This window comes from Bacillus mobilis (assembly GCF_001884045.1).
GTDB classification, from domain to species: Bacteria; Bacillota; Bacilli; order Bacillales; family Bacillaceae_G; genus Bacillus_A; species Bacillus_A mobilis.
Genome location: NZ_MACF01000122.1, coordinates 38,706 through 55,305, shown reverse-complemented (window position 1 = coordinate 55,305; position 16,600 = coordinate 38,706). Strand labels below are relative to the sequence as shown.

Genomic DNA, 16,600 nt, shown 5'->3' with positions numbered 1-16,600 from the left:
ACTTCTGTAAACAAGGCTCTACGAATCGCTTGAACAGAGTTTGATTGAACGCCCGAGTAGTTCATATCAGCTTGCATGGCAGTATCCACTTCTTTTATCGTAGCTATTTTATTATGATTCAAATAACTTTGTTTAATGGTATACAACCCAACATTTCGCAATGCTTTTGAACTATGTGACATGCGCTGAAGTAAACGAAATTCTTTAGCCGTGAGACAAGCTCGTCCGATATTTTGCTTCTGTGTGAAACGTCGCAGCGTTTCTCTTTTCTTTTGTTTCCGTATTACTTTCACTGCTTTCTTTTTAGCCATTGTTTTCACCACCTTTCTTAAAGAATTAACTTATTCATTCCTTTTGGTGCAAGTAACAAAAGGATTATGATTATCCAATTTCGTTATCTTAAGATATATTCCCTCCTTATTTCCGACATATCGTAAGACAAAAAGAAACAAACATTCCCCCCGGGAAAATTGTTATAAGCGAAACAAAAGAGTTCAGCCTTATTGACTGACGGCAATTCATCTCCACCTGAATTGTTGGGTTTCACCCGTAACACAAATCAGATGGAGTCTTCTTGCCGAAAAAGATAAAGTTTTAATCTCATTCAAAAAAGTACAAGAATGACAAATAATTACTATAAATACATTAATGAATTTGATAATTTTTTAGTACTAAGCAAATTCGGCTCCCAATCATACACAATAAAACTAAATCAGTAGTAGCTACTAGTGATGAACCTTCCTATATAGAAAATATATTGTTAGGAGAATAGAAAGCATGAGTAGTACAAAAATATCAAAATCAACTAACATGAAAGAATCGCGAAAAGTATCACCATATGATGATAGAGACAGAATTGAAGATACTTTATTACGCTCATTCATTTCAGAAAAGGAAATATTGATCACTTATTATAAAGATCGTTATTTCCCTACAAGTTATATGACTGTAATTGAATTAAATCCTTTAAAGCGTTCTTTAGTATGCATAGATGCCTTTGACCGTAAACATACTTTTAGTTTCATCGACATAATCGATGCGCGGTAGTATTGAGAACGAAAAAAGCCATTCACCTCATAAAAAAATAGGCAAATGGCTTTCTTATTTTCACTTACTATTTCGCACTCACAATCTTATAATAAGAACGAACTGTTAGGAAGTAATATCCGATATAAATGACGCCATATACTCCGATACTAATTAGGAGCGGAATCATAATTTCAAATGGTAGTAAGTTCGCTAAACCTTTTAGTGCAAATAAGCTGTGCAGGATTCCGATTACTAACGGAATCGCAAAGATAAAGCTTACTTGTTTTGCGATAGCTTTTTTCATCTCTTGTTTCGTTACACCGACTTTACGAAGTACAACGTAACGTTCACGGTCAGCATTTGCTTCCGTTAATTGCTTGAAGTAAATGATAGAGCCTGTTGCTAGTAAGAACACAAGTCCTAAGAACATTCCAATAAACATCATTAATCCTGTTCCTTCAAGCCCCATCTGGAAACCAGTATAGAAATCTCTAAACGGTGGGACCATTTCTGATTCACCAGCTGGCATCACTTTTGTTAATTTTTCTGTTAACACTTTACTATCTTTTTCATCTTTTACATCAATATTTTTTACAACGCGTGTTCCAAATACTTGCTTCGCTTGCTCATACATTTCATCTGAAACGACAACAACTAATTCACCTAAATTTGTAATTGCAACGTCATTTGCACCTTGGATTTTTAATTGCTTCGTTTCGTTTCCAATTTGGAATACTGCCTTGTTTCCTTTATATTGTGGACTAAACTCATGCCCTTCAATATACGAACTATCATATACAAATGCTTCGCCAGTAGCTATATTCACTGGTTCTACATCATATTTTTTCGCCAGTTTATTAAATTCAGACTGAGACATGAACTGATATTTCTCTGAAATCGTATAGTTCATATTCAGAATGAAATCAACTTTATTTCCTTCAAACTTCCCTTTTACAGGAACTGTCTCAATTTCAAATTGATCTTTAATTGGATGATTTTGCTTCTCTTCTGCAAAAATCGCATTCACTTTCTTATCAAGCTCTGCATCTTTTTTCTCATAAGAATAGCTATATGGTGCAACTGCTTTTGATTGCGTAAATGTGTTGTAATACATCGTAACTGACGTACCAACAGCTGTTAATGTTACCGCGCTTAAAATAGAAATTGTCGCAAGTGATTTTGCATTTCCTTTAATACGGTATAGTAACTGTGACGTCGTTACCATATTCATGCCATTATAAAACGATGATTTATTATTTCTTGCACGCTTTAGTACAAATACTGTAAAGAACATAAATAGTAAGTACGTACCTAATACTGTCGCAAGTAAAATGTAAAGTGCAACTACCATAAAGTCTGCATACTTAAGTGCCTTCACGTACATTAATGCTAAGAAATAACCTGAACCGATTAAGAAAACTGAAATTAACGCCATCACTACCGATCCTTTTGGCATTGCTTCTCCTTCGCGTTCCGCCCTGAAAAGTTCAATTAGCTTAAATCGATAAATTAAGCGATATCCTTGAAGTGATGTATACAAAATAATCACAAAGAAAATAAGTGCTGTATCAACAATTGCAGCCATCGGTACTTCAAAATGAACATTTAAGTTTAATCCCATCATGCTTACTAGCAGTTCAAGGAATAGTTTCGAAAGGACGCTACCAATCGCAATACCGATAATTAAAGACATTAATCCCATTAACATATTTTCATAAAACAACATTTTACCAATCTGTCTTTTACGAATACCTAATAAGGAATATAGTCCAACTTCTTTTTTACGCTTCCTCGTAAAGAAACCGTTTGAATATATAATGAACACTGCTACGAAAATAATTAGCATTACACTTGATACTTGAAAAGCACCGCTAATTTTTTTGGAACCTTCCGCAGCTTTTTCCATTTGTGAATTATACTGTAACGCCTTAAATGTAAAATAAATGACGATACTAAAAATCATAGATGCAAAATATACAAAGTAGTCTTTAAAGTTCCGCTGTATGTTGCGGAGGGCAATGCTAGATAAGGTCATCAGCCATACCTCCGGAAATAGAAGACATTACGTCAACAACTTTTTGGAAGAACTGCTTACGCGTTGATTCCCCGCGGTGCAACTCTTTATATAACTCACCATCTTTAATGAAAATCACTCGTTTACAATAACTCGCCGCAAACGCATCGTGCGTTACCATTAAAATTGTAGAGTTATCATATTCGTTTAACGACTTCATACTTTCTAATAAATCTGTTGCTGATTTAGAATCAAGTGCTCCTGTCGGCTCATCTCCGAAAATCATACTAGGATTTGTAACGATCGCACGCGATGCTGCGCAGCGCTGCTTCTGTCCACCAGATACTTGATATGGGAACTGACTTAAAATATGATCAATACCGAATTTCTTTGAGATTTCAAGAACACGGCGATCAATCTCACTCGCTTTCACTTTCGATAACGCAAGTGGTAAAGCAATATTTTCTTTCACTGTTAACGTATCTAATAAATTATAATCTTGGAAAATGAACCCTAAATGATCGCGGCGGAATAACGCTAGCTTATCATCGTTCATCTTCACGATATCTTTTCCATCAATTAAAATTTCACCGTTCGTCGCATTATCAATTGTAGAAAGAACGTTTAGTAAAGTCGTCTTCCCAGAACCAGAAGGTCCCATAATTCCAACGAACTCACCTTCTTTTACTTGTAAGTTAATACCTTTTAACGCTGCGAATTTATTACCACCCGTGTCATACACTTTTTCAATATTTTTTGCTTCTAACACTGTTTTCATCTCGACATCCCTCATTTCTTCTATTCTCTATTTTCAACTATATACACTCTCTACTCTTGCCACTATCGATGTTTCTTACACAAACATGACAGTTATGTAAGGCCGGTAAGCAGAGAAATCAAAATTTAACCTACTGAACGAAAGTACTTTGTTACTATAACATTGGGATATCATGCCATCCATTCATTCTCCTTACAGGAACATTACAATTTTGTAAGGTAAAAAATGTACCCTACAAAGTTGTGCATGAAATGTCGGATGGACTTATTTTTTTTCTGCTATTCTATTTAACAAGGAGGTCATCGTATGGATTCACTTAAAAATATGAATGCAGCAATGCAGTATATTGAAGACAACCTAACAGAGGAAATTGATTTTAAAAAAGTCGCAAAAATAGCGTACTGCTCTGAATATCATTTCAAAAGAATGTTTTCTTTTCTAGCTGGCATATCCCTATCAGAATATATTCGTTGTAGACGTCTTACTCTTGCAGCTTTTGAACTAAAAGTTAGCGATGCAAAAGTCATTGATGTCGCTATAAAATATGGGTACAACTCACCAGATTCGTTTGCTCGTGCCTTTCAAAACTTGCACGGCATAAAACCTTCAGAGGCCCGAAGTACAAGTCATTCTTTGAAAGCTTATTCACCAATGACCTTCCAGTTATCGATTCAAGGAGGAAATGAAATGAATTATCGAATTGAAGAAAAAGAACCATTTCGAATTATTGGTATTACAAAACGCGTACCAATTGTATTTAACGGCGTAAATGAAGAAATTGCTTCTATGTGGAAAAGTTTACATCCAGAGTCCATTCAAACATTAAAGTCCCTTTCAAACATAGAACCGAATGGAATCATTAGTGCTTCTACTAATTTTTCTGAAGGAAGAATGGAGGAAAAGGGAGAACTCGATCACTACATTGGAGTAGCCACAACGAAAGATTGTCCAGAGCAATTCGCTCAACTTGAAGTCGCAGCTTCAACGTGGGCTATCTTTGAAGCTATCGGTCCATTTCCTGAAACATTACAAAATGTATGGGGACGCATTTATTCCGAATGGTTTCCTTCCTCAAACTATGAACTAGCAAAAGGACCTGAAATATTGTGGAATGAACAGAAAGATATATCCTCTCCAAACTTTAAAAGTGAAATTTGGATACCGGTTTTGAAGAAATAAAGTGAAACTTTAATCAGTGGGGGTTTTGTCCATCCCCCACCTAACTCCTCCGCATTCGCCGAATTTTGAGGTGGGAGTTTTACTGCCCGGCGAATAGCGGGGGGAAAAATAAAGCTGCTTTTCCTTAGATGGAAAAGCAGCTTTTATTTACATTTTTAGTTCTTTTTTATAAGCAACATATGAATATCCCATCGTACCAACAACCAATATAACAACAACACTTAACAAGCAAATCATTTTCCACATTCCGGGTAGAAATGCCGAAATTATAATTACAATGCCACCAATCATCATAATCTTTGATCCTAATCTATGTGTTTTTCTCCACACTTCTTCACTACTTAACGTCCAGGGTGTTTTAATACCTATGAAGAAATTTGGTTTACATTGCTGCATATAATTGCCGAGTACTACAAAAAGGATACCGATCATTATGTTCACAACAATTCCAATTGGAATGTTATATCCTAAAGCATTTGCTAGTGTCATCATATTAATAGTAAATAAGAAAAATAAAATTGCTCCATTAATCCTTCCAAGTGCTTTAGGAAATTTTTTATAGTTCTCGTACCTTGGATCTATCTTAGGCAATACAGTTACTAATACGTATATAAAAATCATAATTGCTACATCAAAAATCAACATTCCCATTTTTGACATATGCCCATTTACTTCACCATCAATGTTCCAATGGCTCGGAACCTCTCCCGGTAAATGCGGCCATGCGATGCACCATGCAAGAATCGTTAAAGCAATTAGTAGTAACGGAAATATATGCTTTTTCATTTCCCCTCTTCCCCCTTATTCGTAAATGTGAACACCCAAGTCAACAAATCTTGAAATACAGTTGTGTTTAAAGAGTACATAACGAATTGCCCCTTTTTTTCATCTTGAATAAGTTCAGCATTTTTAAGTGCGTTTAAGTGGTGTGAAATACTTGGCTTTGTCATATTGAAATGTTCAGCAATTTCCCCAGCGGTTAAATCGCCTTCTTTTAATAAATCTAAAATTTTTCGCCTTGTTGGGTCTGCTAATGCTTTAAATGCTTGATTCAATGTCTTTCTTCCCTTCACTAATTAGACATTTAGATATTTATCTAAATGTTAAAATAATTTTAGTTAATTGTCAATTATCTATACGCCCTTTTTACTTTTCTCACTTTTGACCTATACTGTTTACTAGCTTATTTTTCAACATAATGAAAAGACTCGAAACACATGATACACTATAGCTACAATTGTTTTTTTAGGAGGAATATACATATGTATAAAATTTTAATCGTTGAAGACGATCCAAATATTTCATCATTACTACAATCTCACATTCAAAAATACGGCTATGAAGCTGTTGTTGCAGAGAACTTCGATGATATTATGGAATCGTTTAACGCAGTGAAACCACACCTTGTTTTACTTGATGTAAACTTACCGAAATTCGATGGATTCTACTGGTGCCGTCAAATTCGTCATGAATCTACTTGTCCAATTATTTTCATTTCAGCACGTGCTGGTGAGATGGAACAAATTATGGCGATTGAAAGCGGTGCGGATGATTATATTACAAAACCGTTCCACTACGACGTTGTAATGGCGAAAATTAAAGGACAATTACGCCGTATTTACGGTGATTATGCGCCAAATATTTCTGAACGTATCGTTGAAGTAGAAGGACTAAAATTATTCCCAGAGCGTCCAGAAATTCATTTCGGAGCTGAGCAAGTTCTTTTAACGAAGAAAGAGGCGATTTTAGCAGAAATGTTATTATCTAAATTCCCTCGTACAGCGAGCCGTGAAGATTTACTAGCTGCCCTATGGGATGACGAAAGCTTCGTTGAGGAAAATACATTAAACGTAAACATTACGCGTCTTCGTAAAAAGTTCAATGAGCTTGGTATTGAAAATGCTATTGAAACAGTACGTGGACTTGGTTATCGTTTTAACGCAACTTGGAGTGAATAAGCATGAAGCTATTTTTACGTGATCATTTTGCATTTTTTCTACTATACGTATTAAACTTCGGGATCATCTTCGTTCTTTACGATGCAGTAGATGGATTTCAAAATAATAAATTTTACTTCGTCGTTTTAAGTTTATATTTATTCATTTGTTTCCTCGCTTATCGTTACGTTCGCAATCGTAGAATGTACCATAGATTAAGTGAGCAACCAGAGAAAATGGAAGATGCGTTTATTGAAAGAGCAACTGCTCCGATGCCTCACGGTGTAAATGAACTCGTGCGCACGCAATATCGTCTATTCCAAAAAGAACTACAATCGTATGAAGTAAAACAACAAGAACATCAATTATTTATTAACCACTGGGTGCATCAAATGAAGACACCAGTTTCTGTTATGCAGCTTATGGTGCTCGAAATGGAAGATGAACATTTGATTCCGAAATACAAAAAAGAATTAGAACGATTAAATCAAGGACTCGATATGGCTTTATATATGGCAAGATTAAATAACTTCCATGAAGATTTCCATGTTGAGACGATTTCATTAAAAGATGCGGTAACAAAAAATATTAACGGATTAAAAGAATTATTTATTCGAAACGGCGTCTTTCCTGTTTTAGAAGTTCATTCCGATTTAAAGGTTGCTTCTGATGCGAAATGGCTAAAATTCATCATTTATCAGTTAATGACAAATGCCGTTCGTTACTCTGGTGAGCGTGGAAAGAAAGTTTTCTTATCTGCTTACCGAAACGGAAAAGATATTATTTTAGAAGTTCGCGATGAAGGTGTTGGTATTCCGCAAGAAGATCTTCGAAGAGTATTTGAACCGTTTTACACTGGGAAAAATGGTCGCGCATTCGGAGAGTCTACTGGTATGGGACTGTATATTGTAAGTAAAATTTGTGATTATTTAGGTCACTCTGTGAAACTAGACTCTGAAGTTGGTAAAGGAACGACGATTAAAATCATCTTCCACAACGCTGCAAATAATCAAGCAGAGCATACAGAGCAGGTGACAGAAGCATGACCCTAACATATGCTAGCAAAATGTATGAGAACGCACTCTCATACATTTTTTGCAATAAAACTACATATTTGCCTTCTAGCGGGAGGTACATATTATGACATTTTGGCAGTTTGCCTTTAAAAACGTAACGCGCAATTCAAGAGCCTATTTTGCTTACTTTGTAAGTAGTTCTTTTTCCATTGCTGTTTTCTTTTCGTTTGCAGTTTACTTATTTCATCCGAAATTACAAAACTTCAATCTGATTTCTGAAGTTTCAGGACTGATGATATTTTCAGAAGTAGTAATTGTTTTCTTTTCTTTCTTCTTTTTACTATATTCCATCGGTACCTTTTTAAAGGTACGAAAAAAACAGTTCGGCGTTTTGACCGTTTTAGGAATATCGAGAAAGCAATTACATCGTCTCGTTTTTATGGAAAATATGTTAATCGGTATTTTATCTATCTTTTTCGGAATGCAATTTGGGTTTGTCTTTTCACAATTTTTCTTATTAGTGACAGCTAAAATTACGCACGTACCAGGGATATATTTATACTGGCCAACAGATTCTTTCATTTTAACGACAATTGTTTTTCTTAGTCTTTTCATTGTCGTATCTGCACTTACACCGATGTTCGTTCGAACAAAAAAAACAGTACACCTTTTAAAACCAAATGGTGGGAACCCAAAAGAGCGAAAGCCATCTATACTGATTTCTCTATTTGGTGCCATATGTTTAATAGGGGGCTATGTTCTAGCAAGTAAACCAACATATTTCGTATCATTAAATCCGCAATTAGGGCTGGTTTATATGTTTTCTAGTATTTTTATCATTCCGGCGCTCGTTTCAATCGGAACGTATTTCTTCTTTTCACAAACTAGTTTCTTACTCATTCATCTTTTGAAAAAAAGACGAAAGTTTTATATGAAGCGTATTAATATGCTTTGGATTTCAGACTTAGCTAGCCGTATTCGATCAAATATTAATATGCTTTTCGTTGTAGCAATGCTATCTACAATCGCATTTACGATGATTACTTTTTTATATGGAGTCGGGAAATTCATGAAACTTGATGTTGAACGTAATTCGCCGTTCGCATTTTCTTATTTCTCATATGATGCGAATCCTTTTACTGCCCAGCACTTGAATTGGCTAGAAAAACAATTACAAGATGGACAGTTTTCGTACGATAAAATTAAAGTAGATTTATATAACACACCTGTAAAAACGGAACAGAGTACAGAAATGTATTACGACACATTTGCAATAAAGCAAAGTGACTATAATAAGCTTGCTACGTCATTACATTTAAAACAACTATTTGTGAACGACAATGAAACATACGTATTATCTGGAACTTCATATTTCCCGTTGTTTAGTGCACTTGATCCAAATTACAATAGTCAACACATTACACTCGCTAACACAAATGATAGGCTACATGTAAAAGGATTTGAGGTAACTAGTGCTCTTCCGGCTACTTTTGCGTATGAAACGTTTGTAGTACCTGATTTCGCCATTAATAGTTTACAAAATAATACAAAACATGTAACGGCCTATAATTACAACGTAAAAAACTGGGAGAATACATATGCTATTGCTGATGAGTTTGTAAAACGGACCGATAAAGATCGCAACAGTATCAAGCATGAAGGAAGCATCGTTCGTGTTTTTGAGTCGGGAAATTCCCTATACAAAATCAAATCAGGAAGTGCTTCCTATTTCCTCATCGGGACATTCCTAGGAATTATTTTCTTTATTGGCGCTGGCAGTGTACTGTACTTCCGGATGTATACAGATTTAACAACTGAGCAAGAGAAGTATGTAACGATTACGAAGATTGGTTTAACAGAATCAGAAATGAAACGTTCAGCGACCATTCAACTTGGAATCTTATTTTTCGTGCCATACATTATGGCTTCCATTCATACGATGTTTGCAACAAAGATGTTACAAGATGTTATCAATTTATCACTATTTGCTGAAATTACGGTTGTACTTGTCATTTTCGGAACGGTTGAAATCATCTTTTTCTTATTAATTCGTTCCCTTTATATGCAGAAGTTATCACAACATATTAAGTTTTAAAAAATGAAAAGAGTATGAGGAAAAATCTTCTCATACTCCTTTCACATTAACTCTATTTGGAGGTTCAGGTGAATGACATTTTGGCAGTTTGCATTTAAAAACGTAACGCGGAACGCCAGAGCTTATTTCGCCTATTTTGTAAGTAGTGCGTTTTCCATTGCAATTTTTTTCTCGTTTGCAGTTTATTTATTTCATCCTAAATTGCATATGACAGGCGTGAATGCTGCTCTGAACATATTAATGACAATTTCAGAAGTTGTCATTGTATTCTTTTCGTTTTTCTTTTTACTATATTCAATCGGTACTTTCTTAAAAGTACGAAAGAAGCAATTTGGGATTTTAACAGTACTTGGTATATCTCAAAAGCAATTAAAGAGACTTGTCTTTCTAGAAAACATGCTAATTGGTGTTCTTTCCATATTTTTCGGTATTCAACTTGGACTTGTCTTCTCGCAGTTCTTTTTATTAGTTACCGCAAAAATTACGCATGTACCTGGTTTATATTTATATTGGCCAACGGGTGCCATTATTTTAACCATGATCATCTTTCTTGGACTCTTCATTCTCGTCTCATCTTTTACACCGATGCTCATTCGGACGAGAAAGGCTGTACGTCTTTTAAAAGAAGGAACAAAACAAAAAGAAAGAAAAGCGTCCGTGCTCATCTCTCTATTTGGTGCGACATGTTTAATATCTGGGTACGTACTAGCAGCAAATCCGATATATTTCATATCGCTTGGCGACATAGTTGGGCTTTTGTACGCCGCCACCAGTATATTTCTCATTCCGTCACTTGTTGCAGCCGGAACATACTTTTTCTTTTCACAAATTAGTTTTTTACTCATTCGTATATTAAAAACACGAAGAACATTTTATATGAAGCGTACGAATATGCTTTGGATTTCTGATTTAGCAGCGCGCATTCGGACAAACATTAACATGCTCTTTATTGTAGCAATGCTATCAACACTCGCTTTTACTATGATTACATTCTTATACGGTTTTGGGAAATTCACAAAATTTGATGCAGTAAGGGAAAATCCTTTTCCTTTTACATATTTATCACATACTGAAAATACGTTAGCAGATGAACATTTAAATTGGCTAAAACAAAAGTTTAACGAAGAGCAATTTACTTATAAACAATTTAAAACGGATATATATGAAGTATCTTCAGCAGAAGGAACACCGCAGCTCTATTATGCAATTAAACAAAGTGACTATAATATACTTGCTAAAGCATTAAACTGGGAAAATCTTCACGTGAAGAATAATGAATCTTATGTTCTTATTAAAGATTTAGATAATCAAGTTTTTGAAACACTTCATGATCAAAAAACGAGAAATACTCTTACGCTAAACCAAAATTTTTTGCAGTTACATATAAAAGAATATAAAAGTTATAACCCATTCCCAAATCGATTAATATCACAATTACTCGTATTATCTGATGAAAATGTAGAGGCATTATCATCCGTTTCAAAACAGATGAGTGTATATAGCTTTAAAGTTAAAGACTGGGAAAAGGCTAATAACATCGGCTCGGCATTCATAGACAAAATTAATACCGATGCGAACAACATTCAAGCAGATCACAAGCCTTTCCATGCAAGTGAAGCAAGCGATTCTCTATACACAACAAAACAAAATGTCGCTTCGTTCTTCTTAATTGGTACTTTCTTAGGTGTTATTTTCTTTATTGGTGCTGGCAGTGTTCTTTATTTCAGGATGTATACCGATTTAACAAACGAGCAAGAAAAGTATGTAACGATTACAAAAATCGGTTTAACAGAAGCTGAGATGAAACGATCTGCTACAATTCAACTTGCGATTCTTTTCTTTGTTCCATACATTATGGCATCTATTCATACGATGTTTGCAACAAAGATGCTACAAGAAGTTTTACATCTCTCGTTCTTCGCTGAGATTACAGTCGTACTGATGATTTTTGGAACAGTTGAAGTGATATTTTTCCTTTTAATTCGTTCCTTCTATATGCAAAAATTATCACAACATATTAAGTTTTAAAGGATAGAAAGGTGATTACTATGGAAGAAGTTTTACACATAAAAAACGTCTCAAAAGTGTATGAAGGAAAAGTCCCTCATACTGCTTTAAAAAATATAAATTTACATGTAGATAAAGGCGAATTTGTCGCTATCATGGGACCATCTGGTAGCGGTAAATCTACATTTTTAAACGTTATCTCTACAATTGATTCCCCTACCTCTGGTGATGTCGTGATTAACGGAAAAAAACCGCACACATTTCGTAGAGAGAAATTAGCTATTTTCCGCCGCCAAGAGTTAGGATTTGTTTTCCAAAACTTTAACCTACTAGATACACTAACAATCGGTGAAAATATCGTACTACCTTTAACATTGGATAATGTTCCATTAAAAGAAATGGACGAAAAACTTGATAACATTTCAAAAAAACTTGGAATTGATCACATTTTGAACAAACGTATTTTTGAAGTTTCTGGAGGACAAGCACAGCGTACTGCAGTAGCACGTGCTGTTATTCATCATCCGTCACTTCTACTTGCCGATGAACCGACAGGAAACTTAGATTCAAAAGCAGCAATTGACGTAATGGAGCTATTTACGAAATTGAATAAAGAAGAAGATGCAACAATTTTAATGGTTACTCACGATCCGTTCGCAGCAAGTTATTGTAATCGTGTCATTTTCATTAAAGACGGCGAGCTTTACAACGAACTACACCGCGGACTATATCGTGAGAAGTTTTATCAAGAAATATTAGATGTTTTAGCATTATTAGGAGGAAGACGTGGATGACATTTTGGCAATTTGCATTTAGAAATGTCTCGCGTAATTCTAAAGCATATTTCGCTTATTTTGTAAGTAGTGCTTTTTCTATCATGGTTTTCTTTTCCTTTACTGTATACGCGTATCATCCGCGCTTACAACATGTACAAAACTTTCAAGAACGTGATCCTCTAATGAACTTAGCTAGTACAGCACAGTTTGTTATCGTTATGTTCTCGTTCTTCTTTCTCTTATATTCAATTGGAACATTTTTAAATGTACGGAAACAGCAATTCGGGATACTCACGATTCTCGGTATTTCACAGAGACAATTAAAAAGACTGTTATTTATTGAAAACATGATCATCGGGATATTGTCTATCTTTATCGGCATTCAAGGTGGTCTTGTATTTTCTAACTTTTTCTTATTAGTCACTTCGAAATTAACAAGTGCGAAAGGTCTCTATTTATATTGGCCAACAGAGGCGATTATCGTTACAACCGTAACGTTTATCATTTTATTTTTAATCGTTTCTACGTTTACACCAATGTTTATTCGTACTCGTAAAACAGTCCATCTTATAAAAGGGAACAAAAAAATGACGGCAGAAAAAAGGCCGTCTATACTCATCTCTTTATTTGCTTTACTTTGTTTAGGGCTATGTTATTACATCGCTGGTTATCCGCGAGGCTACGTAACGACAGAAAATGTACAAAATGGTTCTGTCTTTTTCATTATGTTATCTATTTTACCACTCGTAATAGTCGGGACATATTTATTCTTTTCACAAACATTTCTTCTTTTTATTTATATTTTAAAGAAGCGCAGAAAGTTTTATTTGAAACAAATAAATATGTTATGGATTTCAGACTTAGTTGCTCGTACCCGTAGTAATATTAATGTACTCTTTATCGTTTCTATGTTATCTGCACTTGCATTTACGATTATTATTGGATTATTCGCTGCTAATAATAGTACGAAAGCATCGATACTAGGGGAATACCCTTTTCCCTTCACATATACATCTGAGGGAGAGAATGCACTTGAACAAAAACATATTCATACGATTGAGACCGAGCTTACAAATAGCAATTTCGATTACAAAAAATATAAATTTACAGTATTAAAAGATACAGCGCTAAAAGAAGATATTGTCCTAATGAAAATGAGTGATTATAACGCAATTGCTAAACAATTAAATAGACCAGTAGTTACTCTTGATTCTACCCAAGTTTACATTATTTCTCGCTATGCGCCAGAACTATTAAATCTTGTATCAAACCCATTTGCTAAACAAAATACGATTACACTTGGCTCTAATAAAAAAGAATTTCATATTAAAGGGTTTATTAATAAAGGAATAGAACCCTCATTTGCATTGCCTCATCTCATTGTTATGCAAGATAATGCACTTGAAAATATGATTCCTCATATTGAAACAATTACGATTTATAACTACTTCGTGGAAAATTGGGAAAATGCAATCGTTCCAACAAAAAATATGTTACGTGTTATTAGTGATGATGCACGTGAGTTTTACGAAAAGCATACAGAAGAGAAAGCTCACGTTCCTTTCTACATACATACGGCTACCGATCAACTCATTCAAAATAAAGAAAATGCAGTTGCTCAATTCTTTATTTGGACATTTCTTGGGGTCATTTTCTTTATCGGAGCGGCTAGCGTTTTATATTTCCGTATGTACAATGATCTAACAAGTGAAAAACAAAAATATATTACCATTACAAAGCTTGGATTGACTGAAACAGAAATGTTTCGTTCTGCAACGATTCAATTAGGAATTTTATTTTTCGTTCCTTACATCGTTGCTGGTGTTCACACATTATTTGCAGTTAAGTTTTTACAAAGCATGTTTTCTTTCTCGTTACTAAAAGAGTTACTGATTGTACTCACTTTATTCGGGATTATCGAGATCATTTTCTTCTTCTTAATCCGTTCTCTGTACATCAATAAATTATCACAGCATATAAAAATGTGAATAAAATAGCCTTGTGCAGTATGCACAAGGCTATTTTCAATAGTTTTTAATAATTAGCAGCAATATCCACCATAGCCGCCAGCATAACCGCCGTAACCACCATAACCACAACCGCCGCCTCCGCCGAAGCAGCTAGCACCGATGATGATTAATAAAATAAACAATACGATTAGAAGCGCAAAACCGCCGCCGCACCCATTTCTGCGGTTACAATCATCATGTCTGTGTTCACACTTTTCGCCCATTACTCTATTCCTCCTTTAGTATCATTCATAACAAGTTCACCTTGCTCTAAATGAGGGGATTCCATTTATAGTATGTTTTCAGGGCGAATAGGAAGCTTGGCTCACCTAAAAACGGGCTTGTTTGTCGAAATGGGCTTTATCAAAAAAAGATACCAATTAAGGTATCTTCTAAATAAAAGTATTTAATAAAAGCGCAAAGCCAAATGCAATAAATGATAACAATGTCTCGAGTACTGTCCACGTTTTAAACGTTTCCTTCACCGTTAATCCTAAATACTCTTTTACAAGCCAGAATCCTGCATCATTTACGTGAGAAAACATTAATGATCCTGCACCCGTTGCAATAACGAGCAATTCTAAATTCACACCTGACATGTGCTGAATAACAGGTGAAACAATTCCTGCTGCTGTCGTTAATGCTACTGTCGCTGAGCCTGTTGCAATTCGAATTAATCCAGCTACCATGAAAGCTAAGACGATTGGTGATAACGATATATGCTCTGCCATTTGCGCAATCGCTGTTCCAACGCCGCTTTCAATTAATATTTGTTTAAACCCACCGCCTGCACCGATAATTAAAATAATGGAACCGACCGGTAATAAACTTTCATCCGTTAATTTTTTAATTACCTTTTTATTAATTCCTTGTCTGATTCCAAGTAAATAGAATGCTGCGAAACATGAAATAAGTAAAGCAATTACTGGACTTCCTATAAACACAAAAAATTCAGTCATCTTTTTCGGTAATGAAATATATGGTGCTACTACTGATAAAATCATTAATACAACTGGTAATAAAATAATAAAGAATGAAACTTTACGACTTGGTAAATCAGTTGATACAGTCGTAACTCGAACTAGCTCTGGTTCATTTTCAGGTATAACCCTTTTATGTACCCACTTTGCAAATATCGGTCCTGCAATAATGGCTGTTGGTAACGCGATAATTAATGAATACAAAAGTACCTTTCCTAAGTTCGCATTATAAATACCGATTGCTGTCATCGCCCCTGGATGTGGTGGCACGAGCCCGTGAACAATAGATAATCCAGCGATAACAGGTAACGCAATTAATAATATATTTTGCTTCGTCGTTTTTCGAATTGAAATAACAAGTGGTAATAAAATGACGATCCCCACTTCGAAAAATACCGGAATCCCTATAACAAATCCTGCAAATAACATAGCCCAAGGTAGTTTCTTCACACCGAAAAATCGAATAAAGAAATCTGCCACTTGCATGCCAGCCCCTGAATCGGACATCATTTTCCCTAAAATGGTTCCGAGAGCTAAAATACCAACTAAATGCCCTAGTACACTACCAACACCAGTTTCATAGGCAGTCACTATTTTCGTTAAATTCAGTCCAGACATGATAGCTAAAAATAAACTCGCAACTGTTAAACTAATAAATGCATGCCATTTCCACCATGATACCCCTAAAATAACAATCGCGATTGCAAGTAACGTGACGGTTAATAAGTATATATCCATCTCTCATTCCCCTTACTTTTCTCCCGTATTTGTGGACAGCGA

14 protein-coding genes and 1 pseudogene are annotated in these 16,600 nt (G+C 35.0%); 8 read left to right on the top strand and 7 right to left on the bottom strand.

The genetic code is table 11. From position 1 onward, the window contains the following. A pseudogene (locus BAQ44_RS22730) lies at nucleotides 1–311 on the bottom strand (RNA-guided endonuclease TnpB family protein); the annotation flags it as partial. A 466-nt stretch (nucleotides 312–777) separates the two neighbouring features. Here BAQ44_RS22730 and BAQ44_RS22725 point away from each other — a divergent pair. Then, nucleotides 778–1,047: a YolD-like family protein gene (locus tag BAQ44_RS22725; protein ID WP_071723967.1), complete on the top strand. Its 270-nt coding sequence runs from the start codon at nucleotides 778–780 to the stop codon at nucleotides 1,045–1,047. A gap of 67 nt (nucleotides 1,048–1,114) precedes the next feature. Here BAQ44_RS22725 and BAQ44_RS22720 read toward each other — a convergent pair whose 3' ends face one another. Both BAQ44_RS22720 and BAQ44_RS22715 read right to left on the bottom strand, forming a co-directional pair. Next, nucleotides 1,115–3,064 (bottom strand): ABC transporter permease, encoded by a 1,950-nt coding sequence (locus BAQ44_RS22720; protein WP_071723965.1) that lies wholly within the window; start codon nucleotides 3,062–3,064, stop codon nucleotides 1,115–1,117. Then, nucleotides 3,051–3,821: an ABC transporter ATP-binding protein gene (locus BAQ44_RS22715; RefSeq protein WP_000859656.1), complete on the bottom strand. Its 771-nt coding sequence runs from the start codon at nucleotides 3,819–3,821 to the stop codon at nucleotides 3,051–3,053. Before BAQ44_RS22715 ends, BAQ44_RS22720 begins: the two co-directional genes overlap by 14 nt. A gap of 306 nt (nucleotides 3,822–4,127) precedes the next feature. On the opposite strand from BAQ44_RS22715, the gene BAQ44_RS22710 reads away from it, so the two are divergent. Further along, on the top strand, nucleotides 4,128–5,000 hold the full coding sequence (locus BAQ44_RS22710) for an AraC family transcriptional regulator (protein WP_071723962.1): 873 nt from the start codon (nucleotides 4,128–4,130) through the stop codon (nucleotides 4,998–5,000). Nucleotides 5,001–5,147: 147 nt separating this feature from the next. On the opposite strand, the gene BAQ44_RS22705 is transcribed toward BAQ44_RS22710, so the two are convergent. Both BAQ44_RS22705 and BAQ44_RS22700 read right to left on the bottom strand, forming a co-directional pair. Then, nucleotides 5,148–5,786 (bottom strand): SdpI family protein, encoded by a 639-nt coding sequence (locus tag BAQ44_RS22705; protein ID WP_071723960.1) that lies wholly within the window; start codon nucleotides 5,784–5,786, stop codon nucleotides 5,148–5,150. Further along, nucleotides 5,783–6,055, bottom strand: coding sequence for an autorepressor SdpR family transcription factor (locus BAQ44_RS22700; RefSeq protein WP_001070523.1), 273 nt, complete (start codon nucleotides 6,053–6,055; stop codon nucleotides 5,783–5,785). Before BAQ44_RS22700 ends, BAQ44_RS22705 begins: the two co-directional genes overlap by 4 nt. 207 nt (nucleotides 6,056–6,262) lie before the next feature. Between BAQ44_RS22700 and BAQ44_RS22695 the strand changes: the two genes are divergently transcribed. From BAQ44_RS22695 to BAQ44_RS22670, 6 genes are all read left to right on the top strand, one after another. Further along, complete coding sequence (locus BAQ44_RS22695; RefSeq protein ID WP_000276736.1) at nucleotides 6,263–6,958, top strand: response regulator transcription factor; 696 nt, start codon at nucleotides 6,263–6,265, stop codon at nucleotides 6,956–6,958. A 2-nt stretch (nucleotides 6,959–6,960) separates the two neighbouring features. Next, complete coding sequence (locus BAQ44_RS22690; RefSeq protein ID WP_071723957.1) at nucleotides 6,961–7,983, top strand: sensor histidine kinase; 1,023 nt, start codon at nucleotides 6,961–6,963, stop codon at nucleotides 7,981–7,983. Between the two features lie 94 nt (nucleotides 7,984–8,077). Next, entirely contained in the window at nucleotides 8,078–10,048 is a 1,971-nt protein-coding gene (locus BAQ44_RS22685) for an FtsX-like permease family protein (protein ID WP_071723955.1), read from the top strand. A 72-nt stretch (nucleotides 10,049–10,120) separates the two neighbouring features. Continuing rightward, a complete protein-coding gene (locus tag BAQ44_RS22680; RefSeq protein WP_071723952.1) occupies nucleotides 10,121–12,076 on the top strand; it encodes an FtsX-like permease family protein in 1,956 nt (651 codons plus the stop codon). 20 nt (nucleotides 12,077–12,096) lie between these two features. Next, nucleotides 12,097–12,849, top strand: a complete 753-nt coding sequence (locus BAQ44_RS22675) for an ABC transporter ATP-binding protein (protein ID WP_071723950.1) — start codon at nucleotides 12,097–12,099, stop codon at nucleotides 12,847–12,849. Further along, nucleotides 12,846–14,819 carry an FtsX-like permease family protein gene (locus BAQ44_RS22670; protein ID WP_071723948.1) on the top strand — a complete coding sequence of 658 codons (1,974 nt, stop codon included), beginning with the start codon at nucleotides 12,846–12,848 and terminating at the stop codon, nucleotides 14,817–14,819. Before BAQ44_RS22675 ends, BAQ44_RS22670 begins: the two co-directional genes overlap by 4 nt. Before the next feature lie 53 nt (nucleotides 14,820–14,872). On the opposite strand, the gene BAQ44_RS22665 is transcribed toward BAQ44_RS22670, so the two are convergent. After that, nucleotides 14,873–15,064, bottom strand: coding sequence for a YjcZ family sporulation protein (locus BAQ44_RS22665; RefSeq protein WP_071723946.1), 192 nt, complete (start codon nucleotides 15,062–15,064; stop codon nucleotides 14,873–14,875). Between the two features lie 168 nt (nucleotides 15,065–15,232). Next, entirely contained in the window at nucleotides 15,233–16,558 is a 1,326-nt protein-coding gene (gene gntP / locus BAQ44_RS22660) for a gluconate permease GntP (protein WP_071723944.1), read from the bottom strand. Between the last annotated feature and the right edge of the window lie 42 nt (nucleotides 16,559–16,600).

What these genes read in the sequence shown, in the direction of transcription:
- BAQ44_RS22725 (WP_071723967.1), top strand. Translation starts at nt 778, where the DNA reads ATGAGTAGTACAAAAATATCAAAATCAACTAACATGAAAGAATCGCGA.
- BAQ44_RS22715 (WP_000859656.1), bottom strand. Translation starts at nt 3,821, where the DNA reads ATGAAAACAGTGTTAGAAGCAAAAAATATTGAAAAAGTGTATGACACG.
- BAQ44_RS22665 (WP_071723946.1), bottom strand. Translation starts at nt 15,064, where the DNA reads ATGGGCGAAAAGTGTGAACACAGACATGATGATTGTAACCGCAGAAAT.
- BAQ44_RS22710 (WP_071723962.1), top strand. Translation starts at nt 4,128, where the DNA reads ATGGATTCACTTAAAAATATGAATGCAGCAATGCAGTATATTGAAGAC.
- BAQ44_RS22720 (WP_071723965.1), bottom strand. Translation starts at nt 3,064, where the DNA reads ATGACCTTATCTAGCATTGCCCTCCGCAACATACAGCGGAACTTTAAA.
- gntP (WP_071723944.1), bottom strand. Translation starts at nt 16,558, where the DNA reads ATGGATATATACTTATTAACCGTCACGTTACTTGCAATCGCGATTGTT.
- BAQ44_RS22690 (WP_071723957.1), top strand. Translation starts at nt 6,961, where the DNA reads ATGAAGCTATTTTTACGTGATCATTTTGCATTTTTTCTACTATACGTA.
- BAQ44_RS22675 (WP_071723950.1), top strand. Translation starts at nt 12,097, where the DNA reads ATGGAAGAAGTTTTACACATAAAAAACGTCTCAAAAGTGTATGAAGGA.
- BAQ44_RS22670 (WP_071723948.1), top strand. Translation starts at nt 12,846, where the DNA reads ATGACATTTTGGCAATTTGCATTTAGAAATGTCTCGCGTAATTCTAAA.
- BAQ44_RS22685 (WP_071723955.1), top strand. Translation starts at nt 8,078, where the DNA reads ATGACATTTTGGCAGTTTGCCTTTAAAAACGTAACGCGCAATTCAAGA.
- BAQ44_RS22705 (WP_071723960.1), bottom strand. Translation starts at nt 5,786, where the DNA reads ATGAAAAAGCATATATTTCCGTTACTACTAATTGCTTTAACGATTCTT.
- BAQ44_RS22695 (WP_000276736.1), top strand. Translation starts at nt 6,263, where the DNA reads ATGTATAAAATTTTAATCGTTGAAGACGATCCAAATATTTCATCATTA.
- BAQ44_RS22680 (WP_071723952.1), top strand. Translation starts at nt 10,121, where the DNA reads ATGACATTTTGGCAGTTTGCATTTAAAAACGTAACGCGGAACGCCAGA.